At 41.5% G+C, this 19343-nt stretch carries 22 protein-coding genes; 18 read left to right on the forward strand and 4 right to left on the reverse strand.

The genetic code is table 11. The features are described from left to right. Positions 1-85 precede the first annotated feature (85 nt). Complete coding sequence (locus ACZ9AO_RS05380) at positions 86-469, reverse strand: rhodanese-like domain-containing protein (RefSeq protein WP_034308355.1); 384 nt, start codon at positions 467-469, stop codon at positions 86-88. 201 nt (positions 470-670) lie between these two features. Here ACZ9AO_RS05380 and ACZ9AO_RS05385 point away from each other — a divergent pair, with 201 nt between their 5' ends. After that, positions 671-1507, forward strand: a complete 837-nt coding sequence (locus ACZ9AO_RS05385; RefSeq protein WP_048688324.1) for a lipoate--protein ligase family protein — start codon at positions 671-673, stop codon at positions 1505-1507. Positions 1508-1894: 387 nt separating this feature from the next. Further along, the gene (locus tag ACZ9AO_RS05390) at positions 1895-4465 is read left to right on the forward strand and encodes a vitamin B12-dependent ribonucleotide reductase (protein WP_048688328.1); all 2571 of its coding nucleotides are present in this window, start codon (positions 1895-1897) and stop codon (positions 4463-4465) included. Positions 4466-4616: 151 nt separating this feature from the next. Here the strand turns inward: ACZ9AO_RS05390 and ACZ9AO_RS05395 are convergent, their stop codons facing one another. Continuing rightward, the gene (locus tag ACZ9AO_RS05395; RefSeq protein WP_048688331.1) at positions 4617-4802 is read right to left on the reverse strand and encodes a hypothetical protein; all 186 of its coding nucleotides are present in this window, start codon (positions 4800-4802) and stop codon (positions 4617-4619) included. Between the two features lie 137 nt (positions 4803-4939). Between ACZ9AO_RS05395 and splB the strand changes: the two genes are divergently transcribed. Further along, positions 4940-5965: a spore photoproduct lyase gene (gene splB / locus ACZ9AO_RS05400; RefSeq protein ID WP_476108613.1), complete on the forward strand. Its 1026-nt coding sequence runs from the start codon at positions 4940-4942 to the stop codon at positions 5963-5965. A gap of 85 nt (positions 5966-6050) precedes the next feature. After that, positions 6051-6932, forward strand: a complete 882-nt coding sequence (locus ACZ9AO_RS05405; RefSeq protein ID WP_375564911.1) for a patatin-like phospholipase family protein — start codon at positions 6051-6053, stop codon at positions 6930-6932. A 23-nt stretch (positions 6933-6955) separates the two neighbouring features. On the opposite strand, the gene ACZ9AO_RS05410 is transcribed toward ACZ9AO_RS05405, so the two are convergent. Beyond that, positions 6956-7330, reverse strand: a complete 375-nt coding sequence (locus ACZ9AO_RS05410; RefSeq protein WP_048677789.1) for an SA1362 family protein — start codon at positions 7328-7330, stop codon at positions 6956-6958. A 137-nt stretch (positions 7331-7467) separates the two neighbouring features. Continuing rightward, entirely contained in the window at positions 7468-8421 is a 954-nt protein-coding gene (locus tag ACZ9AO_RS05415) for a DUF1385 domain-containing protein (protein WP_251540917.1), read from the reverse strand. Positions 8422-8755: 334 nt separating this feature from the next. Here ACZ9AO_RS05415 and ACZ9AO_RS05420 point away from each other — a divergent pair, with 334 nt between their 5' ends. The 14 genes from ACZ9AO_RS05420 to accC all read left to right on the forward strand — a co-directional run bounded on the left by ACZ9AO_RS05420 (position 8756) and on the right by accC (position 19334). Further along, positions 8756-9268, forward strand: coding sequence for a YqhR family membrane protein (locus ACZ9AO_RS05420; protein WP_476108614.1), 513 nt, complete (start codon positions 8756-8758; stop codon positions 9266-9268). A gap of 94 nt (positions 9269-9362) precedes the next feature. Further along, positions 9363-9812 carry a type II 3-dehydroquinate dehydratase gene (gene aroQ, locus ACZ9AO_RS05425; protein WP_251540996.1) on the forward strand — a complete coding sequence of 150 codons (450 nt, stop codon included), beginning with the start codon at positions 9363-9365 and terminating at the stop codon, positions 9810-9812. After that, positions 9809-10870 carry a M24 family metallopeptidase gene (locus tag ACZ9AO_RS05430; RefSeq protein WP_063594098.1) on the forward strand — a complete coding sequence of 354 codons (1062 nt, stop codon included), beginning with the start codon at positions 9809-9811 and terminating at the stop codon, positions 10868-10870. The genes aroQ and ACZ9AO_RS05430 overlap by 4 nt, the downstream gene beginning before the upstream one ends. 26 nt (positions 10871-10896) lie before the next feature. Continuing rightward, positions 10897-11454 carry an elongation factor P gene (efp, locus tag ACZ9AO_RS05435; protein WP_034308328.1) on the forward strand — a complete coding sequence of 186 codons (558 nt, stop codon included), beginning with the start codon at positions 10897-10899 and terminating at the stop codon, positions 11452-11454. Positions 11455-11619: 165 nt separating this feature from the next. Further along, positions 11620-12552: a stage III sporulation protein AA gene (gene spoIIIAA / locus ACZ9AO_RS05440; RefSeq protein ID WP_251540916.1), complete on the forward strand. Its 933-nt coding sequence runs from the start codon at positions 11620-11622 to the stop codon at positions 12550-12552. After that, the gene (gene spoIIIAB, locus ACZ9AO_RS05445; protein ID WP_034308322.1) at positions 12545-13060 is read left to right on the forward strand and encodes a stage III sporulation protein SpoIIIAB; all 516 of its coding nucleotides are present in this window, start codon (positions 12545-12547) and stop codon (positions 13058-13060) included. Before spoIIIAA ends, spoIIIAB begins: the two co-directional genes overlap by 8 nt. A gap of 21 nt (positions 13061-13081) precedes the next feature. Beyond that, on the forward strand, positions 13082-13285 hold the full coding sequence (spoIIIAC, locus tag ACZ9AO_RS05450; RefSeq protein ID WP_034308319.1) for a stage III sporulation protein AC: 204 nt from the start codon (positions 13082-13084) through the stop codon (positions 13283-13285). Positions 13286-13308: 23 nt separating this feature from the next. Beyond that, on the forward strand, positions 13309-13689 hold the full coding sequence (gene spoIIIAD, locus ACZ9AO_RS05455) for a stage III sporulation protein AD (protein ID WP_223255841.1): 381 nt from the start codon (positions 13309-13311) through the stop codon (positions 13687-13689). A 33-nt stretch (positions 13690-13722) separates the two neighbouring features. After that, complete coding sequence (gene spoIIIAE, locus ACZ9AO_RS05460) at positions 13723-14931, forward strand: stage III sporulation protein AE (protein ID WP_034308314.1); 1209 nt, start codon at positions 13723-13725, stop codon at positions 14929-14931. 16 nt (positions 14932-14947) lie between these two features. Next, positions 14948-15556, forward strand: a complete 609-nt coding sequence (gene spoIIIAF, locus ACZ9AO_RS05465; RefSeq protein WP_251540914.1) for a stage III sporulation protein AF — start codon at positions 14948-14950, stop codon at positions 15554-15556. 7 nt (positions 15557-15563) lie between these two features. Then, positions 15564-16235, forward strand: a complete 672-nt coding sequence (gene spoIIIAG, locus ACZ9AO_RS05470; RefSeq protein ID WP_053535677.1) for a stage III sporulation protein AG — start codon at positions 15564-15566, stop codon at positions 16233-16235. A gap of 14 nt (positions 16236-16249) precedes the next feature. Next, a complete protein-coding gene (locus ACZ9AO_RS05475; RefSeq protein ID WP_251540913.1) occupies positions 16250-16843 on the forward strand; it encodes a SpoIIIAH-like family protein in 594 nt (197 codons plus the stop codon). Between the two features lie 623 nt (positions 16844-17466). Then, positions 17467-17967 carry an acetyl-CoA carboxylase biotin carboxyl carrier protein gene (accB, locus tag ACZ9AO_RS05480; RefSeq protein ID WP_034308306.1) on the forward strand — a complete coding sequence of 167 codons (501 nt, stop codon included), beginning with the start codon at positions 17467-17469 and terminating at the stop codon, positions 17965-17967. A 14-nt stretch (positions 17968-17981) separates the two neighbouring features. Next, the gene (accC, locus tag ACZ9AO_RS05485; protein WP_476108615.1) at positions 17982-19334 is read left to right on the forward strand and encodes an acetyl-CoA carboxylase biotin carboxylase subunit; all 1353 of its coding nucleotides are present in this window, start codon (positions 17982-17984) and stop codon (positions 19332-19334) included. Positions 19335-19343: the final 9 nt, after the last annotated feature.

Below are 19343 nucleotides of genomic sequence, written 5' to 3' on the forward strand. Positions count from 1 at the left end.
TATGTAAGATTCCATTAAAGTCCAACAGTTGACTTTCTTTTACTTGAGCTATGGAATTAAAAAGAGCCCATGCCGAGATGGGGTCTTATTTCTTTGCTTTGATTTTCCCGGTCCACATCTTGAAACCGCCCTTTAAGTGAAAAAGTTCCCTGTAGCCCTTTTTGTATAGCATGGCTGCAGCTCTGCCGCTGATGATTTCGCTTTGAGCATACAAATATACAGGCTTGTCCGGCCTAATTTCGACCAAGCGGGTTTTCATTTGAGTCATAGGGATGTTTCTTGCGCCTAAGATATGACCATTTTCGAAATCATTCGGTTCCCGCACATCGATTAGCTGCACTTTTCTGTAGTTGGCGATAAATTCGTCCTGTGTTAGTGTTTTAACGATTTTACGCTGGCGGTACCAATTAAAAAGTGAATACGCAATAACCACTCCTAGGATGATGAGCAGTGTATATAATATTTCCAAACATAAAAACTCCCTTCTACCTTAACGAATACAGACAATCTTTATTATATAATTGCTTTACCCAATAATCAAAAAGAATTTTCATCAAATTCTTCATGACTTGATAGCACTTTCTTTTTTAGAGTGTTAAAGTCTGTTAAACTACTACATGTGAGTTTTTTGTGGGGGATTGAAAAACGTCTATCGAAACGAGGGGTAAGGATGACTAAAGAAAAATGGGGTTTTATAGATTCGGGGTATTGTTCACCGGCTTTTAATATGGCGCTGGACGAAGCCCTGTTAAACTGGCAAAGCAAAGGGGAAATTCCGCCGATCATACGCTTTTACGGCTGGGATCCAGCGACATTGTCGATCGGTTATTTTCAAAAGGCAGAAGCGGAGATTGATCTGGAAGAGGTCAAAAGGCAGGGCCTTGGTTTTGTTCGCAGGCCGACAGGAGGACGAGCGGTACTGCACGAACATGAATTGACTTATAGTGTAATCGTTCCAGAATCCTATCCGGGAATGCCAACCACCGTTACTGAAGCTTATCGTGTCATTTCTGAAGGAATATTGATGGGGTTCAGGAATCTTGGATTGGATGCTTATTTTGCCGTGCCTCGAAGCGAACAGGAAAAAGCGGCTTTAAAATCGCCCAGGTCTTCCGTCTGCTTTGATGCACCTAGCTGGTATGAACTGGTCGTTGAGGGCAGGAAGGTCGCTGGCAGCGCTCAAACCAGGCAAAAAGGCGTCATCCTTCAGCACGGGTCCATTTTGCTTGAGCTTGATGATGATAAGCTCTTTAGCGTATTTAAATTCTCAAATGACAGGGTTAAAGAGAGAATGCAAAAAAACTTAAAAAACAAAGCTGTGGCCATGAATGACATTGCCGGGAGAAAGATAACCATCCCTGAAGCGAAAGAAGCTTTCGAAAAAGGTTTTGCCGAAGGACTTTCGGTCGATTTAGAGCCATATGTCCTCACCGAAAAGCAATTGCTGGAAGTGAAGGCGATTGCAGAAAGCAAATATGAAAGCGATGAATGGAATTTCATGAGATAGAGGAAGCATAATTAGAGTGGATAATAAAAAGTTTTTTCAGATTTGTTTGACCGAATAACACATCCCTTGCAGGGATAAGCCCTAAAAGGGATGGGGAAAAAGCAAGGTCCAAATTAATTGAAATCTGATGAAAAATTATTGTAAATCGACATTTTCCTCCCTTTTGCTAACTATATTAATTGATTTAACGTTTGACAAAATTAAAAGTTATTCAAAACAAACACAATATATAGTAGTTGAAATATTTAATGCGACACTATATGTTGATTTTTGGGTTTCGCTATGATAGATTTAGGGTACTTGTTAAGCGAAACGGACATGTAAGGCTACATAAGGATTTTTGCGGCAGCAAGAACGGATCATGAAACATATAAAGGAGAGGGAATTATGTCGGTTGTAATAAAAGAAGCTTTAAAGGTTGATCTAGAAAGGTTGAATAAGGATATTTCTTTATTTCCCCAGGTTCACCCTGTAACTGCTGATATGAAAATGGCGCATAAGGGAGTGTCCCGTCTAGTCATGCTTGACCGCTATTCTTTTAAGGATACTGAAAAAATCACACTCTCGGCAGGCGATTTCGTCGTGTTGACGATTAAGGAAGATCCGAAATTCCCGGCAAGGGGTCTCGGTTACATCGTTGAAATTGATTGGGAAACCAAAAAAGCCAAGGTATTGGTGGATGAAGAATTCCGTGGCGTATTGGATAATCCGGAAGAAGTCGAGACGGGAATTGTAAACCGTCCGTTGGATATAATCGAAAAGCCGCTTGAAATATACTATGAACAAATTGCGAAACGTAATGCAACGGGATTGGCATCAGTGGAAACCACGGAAGAAAAAAGAACGGAATGGTTCAATAAATTCTATGAAGAATTAAAGAACCTTAATTTCGTCCCGGCAGGCCGAGTATTATACGGTGCAGGTTCCAATACGGATGTTACTTATTTCAACTGCTATGTAATGCCATTCGTACCGGATTCACGTGAAGGTATTTCAGAACACAGGAAACAAGTGATGGAAATCATGAGCCGCGGCGGCGGAGTGGGTACGAACGGATCGACACTGCGTCCAAGAAACACTCTGGCAAAAGGGGTAAATGGAAAATCCTCGGGTTCAGTGTCATGGCTTGACGATATTGCAAAACTGACGCATCTTGTTGAACAGGGCGGCAGCAGACGAGGCGCGCAAATGATCATGCTTGCTGATTGGCATCCCGATATTGCAGAGTTCATCATTTCCAAAATGCAAAATCCAAGGATCTTGCGTTACCTAGTGGAAAACACTAAAGATGAAGCCATAAAGAAATATGCGACGGATAAATTGAAATTCACGCCGCACACGGAACAGGAAACGGCTATGTATCAAGGGATCATCAATTATAAGGAGATTCCTGGCCAAGGCGGGTTCAGCGAGAAAATCATTAGGGATGCAGAGGAAAAGATCCGTACAGGCGGAACGTACAGTGTTCATAATTCGGATTTCCTGACTGGAGCCAATATCTCTATTTGCCTGACTAAGGAATTTATGGAAGCGGCTGAACAAGATGCGGAATATGAATTGCGTTTTCCTGATGTTGAAAGCTATAATGCCGAAGAAATGGCCATTTACAATGAAGAATGGCATAATGTCGGTGATGTTCGCGAATGGGAGAAAATGGGCCATAAAGTCCGTGTTTACCGTAAAATCCGGGCTAAAGAGCTTTGGAACTTAATAAACATTTGTGCAACATATTCTGCTGAACCAGGTATTTTCTTTATCGATAATGCTAATGAAATGACGAATGCCAAAGCATACGGTCAACAGGTCGTAGCCACGAACCCTTGTGGAGAACAGCCATTGGCCCCATATTCAGTATGTAACCTTGCGGCTGTCAATCTGGCTGAAATGGCTGATAAAGAAAGCAAAACGGTTAATTTCGAGAAACTTAAGCAGACAGTTGAAGTCGGTGTGCGCATGCAGGACAATGTCATTGACGCAACTCCTTATTTCTTGGATGAAAACAAAAAACAGGCACTGGGCGAGCGACGGGTTGGACTTGGTGTAATGGGTCTGCATGACCTGTTGATCTACTGTGAAACGGAATATGGCTCTGAAGAAGGAAATATCCTGGTTGACAAGGTGTTTGAAACGATTGCGACCACAGCTTACAGGGCTTCAGTGGAACTTGCTAAAGAAAAAGGCAGTTTCCCGTTCCTGATCGGGTCAACGGACAAAGAAACCAATGAGCTTAGAACACGTTTCACACAAACAGGATTTATGGAAAAAATGCCGGAAGATATCAGGGAAAGTGTTGCTGCACATGGTATCCGTAACTCTCATTTATTGACAGTGGCTCCTACGGGAAGTACAGGAACGATGGTTGGGGTATCAACAGGTCTTGAACCATATTTCTCCTTCACGTATTTCCGCAGCGGCCGTCTTGGTAAATTCATTGAAGTTAAGGCTGACATTGTACAGGAATACTTGGATCGCCATCCAGAAGCCGATACAGAAGAGCTTCCAAAATGGTTCATTTCCGCTATGGAATTAGCTCCAGAAGCACATGCTGATGTTCAATGCATCATTCAACGCTGGATTGACAGCTCGATCAGCAAGACGGTCAATGCTCCAAAAGGATATACTGTCGAACAAGTTGAAAAGGTATATGAACGTCTATACAAAGGCGGAGCAAAAGGCGGAACGGTATATGTGGATGGCAGCCGTGACAGTCAGGTCCTTACGCTCAAAGCGGAAGAAAACCAAATGGACGAGCAGCTTGAAATGGATGAATTGACAGATGTGGAAGAAAAGAAAAAAGTTGTATTGGTCGATACGATAAATGAGCTGCGTTCGACGAATGTTACAATTGGTTCGGAAGTGGGTAACACTTGCCCCGTATGCCGTAAGGGTGAAGTTCAGGAAATGGGCGGATGCAATACGTGCACGAATTGCGGAGCGCAATTGAAATGCGGGCTATAAGATGATGCAAAGGAAGTCGTTAAGTATGCTGCAAAGCTATCTTAACGGCTTTTTTTTAGAGTCATTAATCCAGGCCAGTGACAGTCTGTTCAATTAAATATCAATAAAGAAGACCGAATCATCGTAAATTCGGTCTTCTTTTCACGTTCAATCAACCATTTTCATTTTGCTGCCCTATTTCCTTTTCGGCTAGATATTGGTTGCCATCTTTCAATACCGAAAATTCATCGACAGAGTCTCCCGGTATATTCCTTGGATTTGGAAATTTATTATCTGTTTGGACGGTGATCGTTTGTTTTCCCATTCCATTTGTCAAGAAGTCTCGTTTATTAGCCATATCGCATCTCCTTCATTTTGAATTTCCAAGTAAAAACAATCATGAGGATAAAAGAATAAAGAAAAACTATCCTTATGAATTAGATTGTGTAGTTCGATTGAAAGTATGAACAAATCGAAAAAAGAATGGAGATCGAAATGAAACCATTTATGCCACAGTTAGTATATATCGAGCCGAGGGCATTGGAATACCCGCTTGGCCGGGAATTGAAGAAGAAATTCGAAGATTTGAACATTGAAATCCGTGAGACCACATCGCATAACCAAATTAGGGATCTTCCTGGAGAAAATGATCTGCAAAAATATCGTGTCGCCAAATCGACACTCGTGGTAGGAATCAGAAAAACATTGAAATTCGATTCTTCAAAGCCATCTGCTGAATATGCCATCCCTCTTGCTACAGGGTGCATGGGGCATTGTCACTATTGTTATTTACAGACGACACTCGGATCAAAGCCATATATTCGGACATATGTGAATCTTGACGAGATTTTCGAGGCAGCCGAAAAATATATAAATGAGAGAAAGCCTGAAATTACCCGTTTTGAGGCAGCCTGTACATCGGATATCGTCGGAATTGATCATTTGACACATTCGTTAAAAAGGGCAATAGAGTATTTTGGGAAAAGTGAATATGGGGTTCTTAGATTCGTCACTAAATTCCATCATGTCGATCATCTGTTGGATGCTGAACATAATGGAAAAACGAGATTTCGCTTCAGTATAAATTCACGTTATGTGATAAAGAATTTTGAACCCGGGACTTCGAGCTTCGAAGAACGGATGGAAGCGGCACGTAAAGTGGCAGGTGCCGGATATCCCCTGGGTTTTATCGTAGCTCCAATATACCGTCATGAAGCATGGAAGGAGGGCTACCATGAATTATTCGAACGGTTGAGTGAGGCCTTAAAAGGGGTGGATATCCCTGACTTGACTTTCGAATTAATCCAGCATCGGTTCACTGGTCCAGCAAAAAAAGTGATTCAAAAAAACTATCCGAAAACAAAATTGGAACTGGACGAAACGAAGCGTAAATATAAATGGGGCCGATATGGAATTGGTAAATATGTTTATCAAAACGAGGAAGCGGCAGAACTGGAAACGACCATTCGTGGGTATATAGCGGAATTCTTCCCGAGAGCAGAAATTCAGTATTTTACCTGAATCAAGGCAATTTTCTTTTTAAAACTGTCATAAATCGCTCTAATCCTGCTTAGAAATGTAAAGACCGGATTAGGGGAGGGCAGCTATGATTATTGACGGCGTTTTTTCCGGAGGCGGGATTAAAGGCTATGGTTTAGTGGGAGCCCTGCAGGAATTAGAAGAAAAGGGATTTGTATTCCATCGAACAGCAGGTACGAGTGCAGGATCCATAATTGCAGCATTCGTAGCGGCTGGGTACACGGGAAAAGAAATGGAAAAGTTCTTTCTTGATATAGATTTAAGCGGCCTGCTGGATAAAAGGCGTGGTCTTTTGCCTATCCCATTTGCCAAATGGCTTCTTTTATACTGGAAACTGGGCCTTTATAAAGGCAACGCCTTGGAAGCATGGGTCGCCGGTAAACTTGCCGAAAGGGATGTAGTCACCTTTAAGGATGTTCGGCCGAAATCACTCCGTATCATAACCTCTGACATTTCAAATGGAAAATTGGTCGTACTGCCTGATGATTTGCCGAATTATGGAATAGACCCGAGTGCTTTTCCAGTGGCAAAGGCAGTAAGAATGAGTTGCAGCATTCCTTATTTCTTTGAGCCAGTCAAACTTAATGTCGGAAAAAGCAAGTTCCTTTTTGTTGATGGAGGTGTGTTAAGCAATTTTCCAATGTGGTTATTCAATTCAGATCATGTTAGAAAGGAAAGACCGGTCATTGGCTTGCGGTTAAGCGTCGATGAGATATGGAAACCGCATGAGGTGGACAATGCGGTCGAATTGTTCTCCGCACTATTCAAAACGATGAAAGATGCCCATGATGCACGGTATATTTCCAAGAAACACGTCCATAATATTGTATTCATCCCGATGAAGGGAATTTCTGCAATGGATTTTAATCTGGATGATGAAAAAAAGGGTGAATTGATCAATAAAGGCAGGCAATGTACGAAAGAATTCCTTAAAAAATGGACTTATTGATGTTAAATAAAAAAATCGGGCTCTTAAAAAGAAGCCCGATTTTTCTTTTTATTCTTTTTCCCTTCGATGACGGTTAAGTGACTATCCGTTTTCTTTCTCCATTTTATTTTCTTTGATGATTTTGCTGCAGAGAAGCTAGCCACATTATCCTTTTTCGAAGTTCGGTTTTTTAGCCTTTTTTTCGATTGGCGGGCAGCCTTTCGGAATGCTTGCTGCTCTTTCTTAACTGGTTTTCCCTTTGTTAATCCGGTATAAATCATATAAATAATCCCTGCGACAATGGCTATTATGAGAATGTTTCTAAAAAAGCCAATCGGGTCATTAAATAGTCGGCTCAATAGTCCGAGGACTCCGAGGGCGATGATTCCGTATATCATGAAAGATATGAAACGTTTCAACAAAGACACCTCCTTAAGAGCATCATAAGCATTTTTAGCTTATTTTAAACATTCTAATTGTTAAATATTTGAAAAAAATGAAGATCATTCATTTAGTTAGTATATGATTTTTCATCATCAAAATGTGTATAGATGTTTTACACAATTACATCCGATTCTAAACCTTTTTCGGTCTCTTTTTCCATCCTCAACAGTTCTTGGAAGGATGCCAATGCGACTTCGACTTGATCATCGGTAGGGGCTTTGGTTGTCAATAACTGAAGCCAAAGGCCGGGATAGCCAAGGTAACGCAGGATGGGAGTGTCCCTTACTTTGTTAGTCAACTGCAAGACTTCGAATGCTATGCCGAGCACGACGGGGATAAGCAAAATGCGATTGACGACACGAACCCATAGCGGATCCGTTGGTACAAGAAGATAGACAAACATCCCTACAATGACAGTAAATAAAATAAAACTGCTGCCACAGCGATAATGAAGGCGGGAACTTGCCTGCACATTCGCAACCGACAATTCTTTTCCGCTTTCAAAGCAATTGATCACCTTATGCTCTGCTCCGTGATACTGAAAGACCCGCTTGATTAATGGCGTCAAGGAAACTACATAAATATATACGAGCAGTAAGATCAGCTTGAACAAGCTTTCCACTAATACCTGAGCCGTATGGCCACTGAAAATGGGTTCTGTCAATTTTGCGAGGAAGACAGGAATCAAGGTGAAAAGCAATTTCCCAAAAAGGAAGGAGATCACACCGATCACGGCAACACCTAGCCAAAGACTTAATTTAGAGGGGTCTTTCGTTTCTTTTTTCGTTTCGACCTCTTTTTCCCCGTCTTCTTCTTCATACTGTTCAGTTGAAAAGTTAAGATGTTTCGAACCGGTGGCACTTGACTGAAGCAGTGATACGATACCCCGCAGAAACGGTATTTTTTTTAAGCGGTTTACAACAGGTTTCGATTCACGCGGCAGATGATAATATACAATCGTCGAATCTTTGCGGCGTACCGCAGTGACTGTGTGATGTTTGCCACCGAACATGACGCCTTCCACTACAGCCTGCCCTCCATAAACGGGTTTTTGAACCTCAGACATTTCTACACCAACCTAATAGTTATTCACGTAGCTCTCTCATGGGTGCTAACATGTGTATTATCAAGCATCACAAGGGTTTAAGGCGGTCCTCCAAAATGGAATGGAAGCTTTACCCCCTGCAATTGCTTTTTGAATGTTGAATCACAGGAAGGTATTATCCTGTGTACATTATAAATTTCAACAGAGGAAGGAGATTTTCCTCTGAAAAAAGCAGATTATTTATGATTTAATCATACAGAATTAATCACAAAACCTCTAGTGATTCTCCTCCCCAATAATAAAAAAAAATAGTTCTATTTAACAAAGGGCATACTACGTAGCGGAGGTGTTTGATATGTCTTCTAATGAAAATGGACAAATTCAACAGGAATATCAAAGCATGTTAATCTACAATGTACTTGCTGTCGGTTTTGTAGGGGGGGCTTTAGCCAGTTTTATCGGAATTCTAGCCCATTATGTTAACTTTATGGATTTTAGCCCAAAATTCATACTGACTTCGTGGTCAAATATGACCTGGATCGATCATTGGCTTGGTACGGTAATGACCATGATTATATTCGGAATTCTATCCGTGGGGATCGCTTTTATATACTATAGCCTCTTTAAAAGGATGAAGAGTATTTTTCCGGGTATTATTTTGGGGGTGATCTGCTGGGCTTTGCTTGTATTTGTCCTGAAACCGATGTTCATCGATTTGCCAACCTTTTATAAAATGTCAGCAAATACAATTATAACAAGTGTATGCATTTTTATTATATACGGTCTTTTTGTAGGGTTTTCTATATCATACGATCATCAGGAATATTTACGCTATAAAAACAAGGCCGAGAAGCAATCGGAAAGCTGATGGCTTCTTGGTTGTAAAAAAGTAGTAAGACAATTTGTAATTATGATAGAATGTTCATGGAAAGCATTCTTTTAACATGAGCAGGTGTTTGATGATGACAAAAATCTTACTAATCAATGGTCCGAATTTAAATCGCTTGGGGAAGCGGGAACCTGCACATTATGGATCCTCGACGCTTGCGGATGTGGAAGCGCAATTAATGCTGCAAGCACAAGGGGTAAATGTGGAATTAACCACTTTTCAAACTAACCATGAAGGAGCGATTATCGACAAGCTCCATTGGTCAGAGGATCATGGGATCGACGGGATTATCATTAATCCTGGGGCTTTTACTCATTATAGTTATGCGATTCGTGATGCAATAGCCGGAATTGATGTTCCAGTGGTGGAAGTGCATATTTCGAACATACATGCCCGTGAAAGCTTTCGACATGAATCAGTGACCGCTGCGGTATCGGCGGGACAGATTGTCGGCTTGGGGATACACGGTTATGAATTGGCGTTGCAGGCGATCACAAAGATTGCAAAGGGGGAAATTAAATGAATAAACTAATGCGCTTAAGAGCCTCGATGGAAAAGGTGGGCATTGATGGTTTTTTGATCACCAGTACATATAACCGCCGATACATGACCAACTTCACGGGAAGTGCAGGCGTTGTCCTCATTTCCCAAAAAGAAGCTAAATTCATCACTGATTTCAGATACGTGGAACAAGCGGGCAAGCAGGCACCGGACTATGAAGTCGTTCAACACAAAGGAACCATCATCGAAGAAGTCGGCAAGCAGGCTAAAGCGATGAATATCGGCAAGCTGGGTTTTGAGCAAGAGCACCTGACTTATGCTACATATAAAGCTTATGAAGCGGCCATTGATGGCCAACTTTTGCCGGTGTCTGGGGTTATTGAGAATTTACGCTTGATAAAGACTTCATCAGAGATTAAGATATTAAAGGAAGCGGCTGCTATTGCTGATGCTGCGTTTACGCATATACTGGATTTCCTGCGTCCAGGGATTTCGGAACTGGATGTATCCAATGAACTTGAATTCTTTATGAGGAAACAAGGGGCAACTTCTTCTTCCTTCGATATCATAGTAGCATCCGGAATAAGGTCCGCACTTCCGCATGGAGTGGCTACTGATAAAATCATCGAAAAAGGCGATTTTGTCACATTGGATTACGGGGCATATTATAACGGGTATGTGTCTGACATCACTCGGACATTAGCGGTTGGCAAGCCAAGTGAAGAACTTATTAATATTTATGACATTGTTTTAGAAGCTCAACTGAGAGGAATGGCTGGGATCAAACCCGGTATGACTGGCAGGGAAGCGGATGCACTAACTCGAAATCTAATTGAAGAAAAGGGATATGGGCAGTATTTTGGACATTCGACCGGACATGGAATTGGCCTTGAAGTTCATGAAGGTCCAGCATTATCCTTTAGGTCTGATATCATTTTAGAACCAGGTATGGCTGTAACCGTTGAACCGGGCATTTATTTACCGGGCGTAGGCGGAGTGCGGATTGAAGATGATACAATCGTTACAATTGACGGTAACGAAGCACTTACTCATTCAACTAAAGAGTTAATCATTCTGTAAACATGTACATGTAGGAGGACAAATTTATGATTTCTGTAAACGATTTTCGCACGGGTGTTACGATTGAAGTAGATAATGGAATTTGGCAGGTTATCGAGTTCCAACACGTTAAACCTGGTAAAGGTGCAGCTTTTGTACGTTCTAAACTTCGTAACCTTCGTACGGGTTCAATCCAGGAGAAAACATTCCGTGCTGGTGAAAAAGTTGCTAAAGCACATATCGAAAACCGCAAGATGCAGTACCTTTATGCAAGTGGAGACAGCCATGTATTCATGGATAACGAAACATATGACCAAATCGAGCTCCCGGCTTCAAGCATTGAACGTGAACTTAAGTTCCTAAAGGAAAATATGGAAGTACATATCATGACTTTCCAAGCGGAAACACTTGGTGTCGAGCTTCCAAACACAGTGGAACTAGAAGTGGCGGAGACAGAGCCTGGAATTAAAGGCGACACTTCTTCAGGCGGCACGAAATCAGCCGTACTTGAGACGGGCCTTTCGGTTCAAGTGCCATTCTTCATCAACCAAGGTGACAAACTATTGATCAATACAAATGAAGGTTCTTACGTATCACGTGCATAAATGAAAGAAGGCCGAGATTAATTTCTCGGTCTTTTTTTTGTCTTTTTTAGATCCAGGAAGGTATAAAAAATCAATAAATGGTCCGTTTCTTTAATAGCCTGTCATCATTGCGGGCTTGTCGGCATATATTTTATTGAAAGTGGTGTATACAGGAGGATTGTCAAAATGGAAACGATTCTTTCTTTTTTACCGAAAAGTTTATACGAGCAACTCCGCGGTATGACACCGATGATGATCGATAAGATGGAAGAACTGCGAATTCGGGTTGGAAGGCCGCTTGAGGTCATTGTAGGGGGGGAACCATACTTTTTTTCCTATGAAGTGACCCATTCGGATGCAGATCAATTATTGAATAATATAGGTCAATTTTCGTTATATACGCTTGAGGAAGAATTAAAGCGAGGATATATAACCATAGCGGGCGGACACCGGGTGGGGCTTGCTGGCAAGGTGATCCTGGAAAATGGTTCGGTCAAAGCGATCAGGGATATTTCCTCATTCAATATTCGGGTTGCACGTGAAAAAATAGGTGCAGCTGAACCTCTCACTTCATATTTATATGACGGGGAATGGCAGCATACCATGTTGATCGGTGCTCCGCAAACGGGAAAAACGACCATATTACGTGATATTGCAAGAATGATATCCAGTGGTAATGAAAAACTCGACATTGCCCCTCAAAAGGTGGGGATAGTGGACGAGCGCTCAGAAATTGCCGGATGTGTGCATGGAGTGCCACAGCTCGAATTCGGAACAAGAGTTGATGTTCTCGATGGATGTCCTAAAGCGGAAGGGATGATGATGATGATCCGTTCGATGTCCCCGGATGTATTGATCGTGGATGAAATAGGCCGCGAAGCGGATACGCAGGCTGTGCTGGAAGCCGTGAATGCAGGTATTAAACTCATGATAACCACGCATGGCCATACACTGGATGAAATCAAGAAGCGACCCATTATCGCTGAAATATTAAAGCAAAACATCTTTGAACGCTTTATTGAATTAAAAAGAAGTAAATCCGGTAGGAGGAGCTACAAAGTCCTTGATGCAGCAGGGGTTCCCATTTACTTGGGAGAAAGAGTGAACCCGCATGTTTAAGTTAATAGGAGCAGCGATAATTATTATAGCGACGACTTGGGCAGGTTTTGAAGCGGCGAAAAAATTAAGTATGAGGCCTCGTCAACTGAGACAGCTGAAAGTCGCCATGCAATCGCTTGAAGCTGAAATCATGTTCGGTCATACACCTTTGAAAGAAGCGGCAAGGAAACTTTCTAAACAGATGGCCAAACCTTTGTCCAGCTTTTTCGATACATTTGCAAATCGACTCGAGTCAGGTGAAACCACCGTCAAAGAAGCATGGGATGATAGTTTGAAGAAAATATGGCAATCCCTTGCTTTAAAACAGGGAGAATTCGAGATTCTTTCACAGTTTGGGGAGACGCTTGGGAAAAGCGATAAATATCATCAGCAAAAGCAAATCATGCTAACGATGGCACATCTGGAACGGGAAGAAACCGATGCACTCGACCGCCAGGGGAAATATGAAAAAATGATGAAAAGTCTTGGTTTTTTATCAGGGCTATTATTGATTATCTTGCTGATGTAGGAATATGTGGGGGGAATGAAAATGGGCATTGACGTGGACATCATATTTAAAATAGCGGGTGTGGGGCTTGTAGTGGCATTTCTTCACACGATACTCGATCAGGTTGGGAAGAAGGAATATGCCCAGTGGGTGACACTTTTCGGATTTATCTATATTTTATTCATGGTTGCTTCTGTAGTAGAGGATTTATTTCAAAAAATTAAATCTGTATTTCTATTTCAGTAAGGGAGGGATTCGCGATTGAAATCATAAAAATCGTGGCCATTGCCCTAGTTGCCACCTTTTTGGCACTGATCGTCAAAGAGCAAAAACCAAATTTAGCATTCCTGCTTGTTGTTTTTGTAGGATGCTCCATTTTTCTTTTTTTAGCTGACAAAATATACGAAATCATTTTAATGTTAGAAAAAATTGCAGTTAATGCGAATGTAAATACCGTGTATCTAGAGACCATTTTAAAAATAATCGGAATTGCCTATATTGCAGAATTCGCTTCCCAAATTACAAAAGATGCAGGGCAAGGTTCGCTCGCTTCCAAAATAGAATTAAGCGGAAAAATCTTGATTCTTGCCATGGCGATTCCGATTTTGACGGTCATTATCGAAACGATTCTACAGATGCTCCCAAGTTAATGGATTACTCCTACTAGTCAATGAGGTGAATGTATGAAGCAGCGGATGCCTTACTTATCCATACTATTCGTTTTACTCTTTTTTTTGCATGCATCTATTGGACAAGCTGCCGAAAATCCAGAAAATGGTGAAGTTGATCAAGAACCGATCATGCAGTCCGAACTGGTACAAGCCCAAATAGAAAGGCTGGGCGTCGATGAGCTCAAACAATATTGGGATGACATCGTTACGGAATATGGAGGATTCTTACCGGAAAGCCAGAAAGGGAGCTTCATGGATTTTGTAAGCGGCGATAAGAAATTTTCTTTTGATGAATGGATTAAGGGAATCACAAAATTCATTTTTCATGAACTGCTCGTGAATGGAAAGCTGCTGGGGTCACTCATTTTATTAACCGTTTTCAGCATGTTCCTCCAGTCTTTGCAGAATGCGTTCGAGCAAAGCTCCGTAAGTAAGGTCGCTTATGCAATCGTTTATATGGTGCTGATCATTTTGGCACTTAACAGTTTTCATGTGGCGATTGAATATACAAAAGATACGATAGATTTGATGATTTCCTTTTTAATGGCGCTCATCCCTTTACTCTTGGCATTGATAGCTGCTTCAGGCGGACTTGTATCGGCAGCCTTCTTTCATCCGGTATTGATGTTTTTGATGAATACAAGCGGCATCTTGATTCAGTTCGTCGTCCTTCCGTTATTATTCTTTGCAGCGATTTTAAGCATAGTCAGCACGTTGACCGAACATTACAAAGTGACTCAGCTGGCACAACTTCTCCGTAATTTTGCCATCGGGATCCTTGGAGCATTCATGACCATATTCCTTGGTGTGATCTCCGTTCAGGGAGCATCCTCAGCTGTAGCTGACGGAGTGACGATCAGGACAGCCAAATTCGTGACAGGTAACTTTATACCGGTCATAGGGCGCATGTTTACCGATGCAACGGATACGGTCATTAGTGCCTCCGTCCTTTTGAAAAATACAGTGGGATTGTCAGGCGTCATCATTCTCTTGCTGATTACCACATTTCCCGCCATAAAAATCCTGATGATTTCTTTTGTCTATAAATTGGCAGCGAGTCTTTTGCAGCCGCTGGGCGGAGGACCTGTAATAAAATGCCTTGACATTATAAGTAAAAGCATGATTTATATTTTCGCCGCATTGGCCATTGTCTCACTCATGTTTTTTTTAAGTATCACGGTAATCATCGCCTCTGGAAACATTACCCTGATGGTTCGTTAGAAAGGAGGAGGACTTGGTGAGTTTTTTAGCTGGCTGGGTATCCAACATCATCATATTTGTACTGCTGGCTACTGTGATCGATATGCTTCTGCCGAATTCAGCTTTACAGAAGTATGCCAAAATGGTTATCGGGCTTTTACTGATTGCAATCATCATCAATCCTATATTGGGATTATTCAATAAGGATTTCGATGATATTCTCACTGCGGCCACTAGTGAATTTGAGGATCAGAAAAAAAAAGATTTAGGAAATTTGACAGAAATGAAGAAAAAAGAAATACAAGCTACCCAGGGTGCATATATTTTAAAACAAATGGCTGTTGACTTACAGGCAGAAGTGGAAGAGGAGCTGATGGCGGATTATAACATGAGGATTAGTTCAATTGATGTAGGGGTCAAGAATGAGGAAGAGCCGGGTGTTGATGATCTGCAGAACATAACCATCTCATTGGAAAAGGCAGAAGGGAAAGAAAACTCGGAGATAGAGGCAGTAGCGAAGGTTGATATCAATACAGATAGCCCATCCACTTCGAATGATGCCAATCTGGATGCTGTCAAAAGGTTTCTGGCAACAAGTTGGTCTGTTGATGAAGAGATCATTGAAATCGCCGGGGAAAGGAAGTGACTGAGTATTGAACAAAGACAAAGGTCCATTATCCTGGCTGCAAAAACTATTAAATAAAGACCCTGACCAAAAAGAGCCTAAGGAAAAAAAACCTTCCCTGTATGTCTATGCTCTAATAGTTGTCCTTTTGGGATCGGGAATCATGATGGCCGGGAATTTGTTAACCACCAACAAGACGGGACAAACATCTGAAGTGACGACTGTATTCAATAATGATAAACAGCAGGAAGAAGATGAGGATGTTGAAACATTCGGCCAGAAGAAATCAGAATTCAAGACTACAAAAGACTATGAAATATATTTACAGAATGAAATGAAGGAAGCGCTAGAATCCATCGCAGGCGTCCAGGATGTGAAAGTCGTAATCTACGTCGATGCATCCGAGAAAAAAGTATATGAAAGAAATAAAGTCACCCAAAAACAAGTCACTGAAGAAACCGACCAGGAAGGCGGCAAAAGGACGGTCGAAGACACATCCGTTGATGAACAGCTAGTTTTGGTCAAGAGCGGTGAAAAAGAAGGACCGATCATTTCGGAAACGAAAAAACCTAGTGTACGAGGAGTCCTGGTAGTCGCTAAAGGGGCCGAAAACATTCAAATAAAGAAGTGGATCATCGAGGCTGTCACACGCTCACTTGATGTACCGAGTCACAGGGTTTCTGTCATGCCTAAAAAATAAGGGGGAAAATCTACATGTTATTAAAAAAACAAACCGTTTGGTTATTGACTATGCTAAGTCTGGTCGTTGTGCTTTCAGTCTATTATTTAACCGCTCCTGAAGAAAATGCCGCCGATATGACGGCAACAGAGCAAATGGAACAGGAAGAAAATAAAACAGAAAGCAAAACAGAGAACAAAGCAGTGACAAAAGGGGAAAATAAAAGTGAAAAAGAAACTTCCAAAAATACAGAAGGTTCCTCTGTAACCATTGCATCTGGAGATGAGTTCGAATCGTTAAGGATGCAGATTGAAGATGAACGGGCGAAGCTGAATGAAGAATTGACTGCAAAGATGGGCAACACAGAATTATCAGCTGAAGAAAGAGACGAGGCTTATGCAAAAATCGAACAATTAAGTGAAACGAAAGTGAAAGAAAATATCATCGAAAACTTAATTGTTGCCATGGATTATAATGCTGCTCTGGTCCGGGTTGACGGAACGGATGTAAAGGTGAGTGTCAAGGCGGATAAACAAACGAAAACAGAGGCCAATAACATTATCCGCCTCGTAAGGAAAGAAGTGAGCGATGCACAAAATGTAGTGGTCGATTTCCAACCGGAAAAGTAAACACACATACAGAAAAAAGTGACTGATACAGAACAGTTCAACATCATAAAAATTTGAAAGCCCCCTTAATAAAAAAATGGGAGGCTTTTTATTATGATTTTTTTAACTATCTAACAAACCTGGAAACTTTAGAGGAAAAGTTTTTTTATGTCGATTGGAATCAGGAACTCAAATAGAAATGGTGATAATGGTCATCCGTAATATTCTAGAAAAGTAATTACAATGGATATTATGGCTGGTTTTCCAGGAATGAAATGCAAAATTCAAGAGAAAGCGTTAAGGTGCCCCAGTTGATAAATATTCACAATATTATAATAAAGGTGTAAGATAGAAGTATGGATATTCAGTAACAATTAATCTATCATTGAATTTGTATAAGCTAATATTGTATGATGTTAGAAGCTGGTCATAAACTTTTCAATTTTCTTAGGGAAACAATATTTTGAGAAAGTGAAATATCTGTTATAATACAGATGAGGTTTGTAGTCAGTTTATTCGCATTCGCGTAAAGAAAGCGGCTACTTTGTGCAGTATTGGACAAAGTAGGATAAGCTAAGGGTAGGGTTACATAAAATATTATTGCCTCACAAACTCATATTAAATTAGACAAGGGGTGCCACAAAATGAAAGTGCAAGAAATTCGTGAAATTATTAAGTTAGTCGATCAATCAAATATCGGTGAATTCGTTTTCGAAAATGAAGGAACGAAAATTAAATTGAAAAAAACCGAAACGGGTACAGTATTACACCAAGCAGCAGTTGCTCCAGATGTTGTTCAAGCCAATGCAGCTGTAGAGGTCAAGCCCGCAGCGGCCCCTGCCCCTGAAGTACCGAAAGCTGTTGAACCTGCAAAACCGGCTGCTGCCGTCACTGAACAGGAAAATTTACATAAAATCACTTCCCCGATGGTAGGGACATTCTACCAATCTCCTGCACCGGATTCACCTGCATACGTAAAAGCAGGCGATAAAGTAACGGGGGATTCCATCGTCTGCATCGTGGAAGCCATGAAACTTTTCAATGAAATCGAAGCTGAAGTAAGCGGTGAAATCGTGGAAGTCCTTGTAAAAGAAGGTCAGCTTGTAGAATATGGTCAACCATTATTTTTAGTAAAGCCGGAATGAGGAGCTGTTTCTAAATGATTAAAAAGGTATTAATTGCCAATCGTGGGGAAATTGCTGTCCGAATCATCCGGGCATGCAAGGAATTAGGAATCGAGACTGTTGCTGTCTATTCAGAAGCAGATAAAGAAGCATTACATGTTCAAATTGCTGATGAAGCATATTGCATCGGCCCTAAATTATCAAAAGACAGTTATTTAAATACAACCAACATTATCAGCACAGCCAAGAAAACGGGATCCGATGCAATTCATCCGGGATATGGTTTCCTAGCTGAAAATGCCGACTTTGCCGAGCTATGCCATGAATGCAATATCATTTTCATCGGTCCTAGCCCCGAAGCGATCAATAAAATGGGAACAAAGGACGTAGCAAGGGAAACCATGCGCAAAGCTGGTGTACCGATCGTGCCAGGTTCTAAAGGCATAATCAAAGATACGGATGAGGGTGTAGCACTAGCTAATGAAATGGGCTACCCAGTCATCATCAAAGCTACTGCAGGCGGAGGCGGTAAAGGTATCCGCGTCGCAAGGACGGAAGAAGATCTCATTAAGGGCATTAACATCACGCAACAGGAAGCCGCGACGGCATTCGGGAATCCTGGCGTGTATATTGAAAAGTTCATCGAGGACTTCCGTCACGTTGAAATACAGGTCATGGCAGATAATCATGGCAACGCCATCCATTTAGGTGAGCGTGATTGTACGGTCCAACGACGTTTGCAAAAACTTGTTGAAGAAACCCCGTCACCGGCGTTGGATGGTGAAATACGTGCGGAAATGGGGCAGGCCGCTGTGACGGCTGCACTTGCCGTAAACTATTCAGGTGCCGGAACAGTAGAATTTATTTATGACTATGTGAATAGAAAATACTACTTTATGGAAATGAATACCCGTATCCAGGTTGAGCACCCAGTTACAGAAATGGTAACGGGCGTGGATTTGATTAAAGAACAGATCAAAGTTGCTTCAGGCAACAAACTATCGCTTTCGCAAGAGGATGTCACTTATAACGGATGGTCTATCGAATGCCGGATCAATGCCGAAAATCCAGAAAAGAATTTCATGCCTTCCGCAGGTAAGATTCAAATGTATTTACCTCCAGGCGGCTACGGAGTTCGTGTTGATTCTGCGGCATACCCTGGGTACTCCATACCGCCGTATTACGATTCCATGATCGCTAAATTGATTGTCCATGCACCGACTAGAGAAGAGGCGATCGAGAAGATGAAACGCGCCTTGGGTGAGTTTGTCATTGAAGGGATCAGTACCACAATTCCTTTCCATATTAAGTTGCTTCAGCATGAACAATTTGTTTCCGGAGAATTTAATACCAAATTCCTTGAAATATATGATGTAATGAACTCATAATGTAAAGGA

The organism is Peribacillus sp. TE19612 (assembly GCF_056279465.1).